The 1,191-nt window shown below is 59.9% G+C and carries 1 protein-coding gene; it reads left to right on the top strand.

Annotated elements, in window-relative coordinates; genetic code table 11:
- The first annotated feature begins 230 nt into the window (after positions 1–230).
- Positions 231–1,181, top strand: coding sequence for a transposase (locus tag FAZ79_RS11275; protein ID WP_136868054.1), 951 nt, complete (start codon positions 231–233; stop codon positions 1,179–1,181).
- Positions 1,182–1,191: the final 10 nt, after the last annotated feature.

Here is a 1,191-nt window from a genome sequence, read left to right as displayed (position 1 = left end):
AAGGCGCTTGTATGTTTACCCCGGCAAGTCAAAAACTGGGCTTGTCGGGGTGGAGGGACAGAAGACGCTTCTGGCTCAAATGAAAGAGCACAGACGGTAGGAGACCTCGTCCCACCCCTCACCTTCAAGCGCCGATAAGGAATCCATCGGCTCGAGACCGACGATATTTGGCAAGCCAGCGCTCGGTGAGGCCCCGACAAGCCCTTCCAAGTTAGCTCGGAGGTCCTGTCATGGCAATGCCAGTTCAACGCCCCCATGTCGGTATCGACGTCGGCAAGTTTCGTCTCGACATCGCCACCGATGACGGTGGGCACCAGTCCATCGAGAACACGCCCACGGCCATTGGCGAATGGCTCGATTCGCTGGGCGAGTCGGTCCGAATCGCCCTTGAGGCCACCAGCCACTACCATCTCGAACTCGCTCTCGAGGCGCATCGACGCGGGCATGAGATTTTTCTGATCAACGGCTACCGGCTCAACCGGTATCGCGACAGCATTGGCACACGAGCCAAGACGGATGCCGGTGATGCCCGCCTGTTGCTGCGCTATCTATCTCGGGAGATTGATGAGCTGCGCCCGTGGACCCCGCCGGGCAAAGCCTACCGGCAACTCCAAACACTGCTCCGGCGACGAGCCACGCTGGTACAGGTCCGAGTCGCCCTCCAGCAGAGCCTTGCGGGTATTCCAACCCTCAAAGCGAGCCTCCATCGGATCGTCGCCCAGCTCAAGCAGACGGATCAGTTGATCCAGAAGCACATCCGCCAATGCCTCAAGGAGGCCGGCTGGGAGGCTGACGCCAAACGCTGCCAGGCGATCGAAGGCGTGGGTCCCGTTACCGCAGCGAGTCTGACGACGTTGTTCCATCGAGGAAGCTTTCGCAACAGCGATGCCTTCATCGCCTTTCTTGGGCTCGATGTGCGGGTTCGGGATTCGGGGATCAAGTCCGGCAAACGCCGGTTGACCCGCCAAGGCGATCCCGAGGCACGCCGACTGCTTTATCTTGCCGCCATGCAGGCAAAACGACAGCCGGCGTGGGAGGACTTCTACCAGCGACACGTCGCAAGAGGATTAGCACCCACCCAAGCGTTGGTCGCCCTTGCGAGAAAACTGGCTCGGGTCGCTTTCAGTTTGATGCAGAAACAGACTGACTACGTGCCGAGAATCCCTTGTGGGGAGACATAGAATCTCCTAC

It is taken from the genome of Guyparkeria sp. SB14A (assembly GCF_005096345.1).
Classification (GTDB): domain Bacteria; phylum Pseudomonadota; class Gammaproteobacteria; order Halothiobacillales; family Halothiobacillaceae; genus Guyparkeria; species Guyparkeria hydrothermalis.
Note: the sequence above shows the minus strand (reverse complement) of the source record. Positions and strands in the feature narration are given on the sequence as shown.

What these genes read in the sequence shown, in the direction of transcription:
- FAZ79_RS11275 (WP_136868054.1), top strand. Translation starts at nt 231, where the DNA reads ATGGCAATGCCAGTTCAACGCCCCCATGTCGGTATCGACGTCGGCAAG.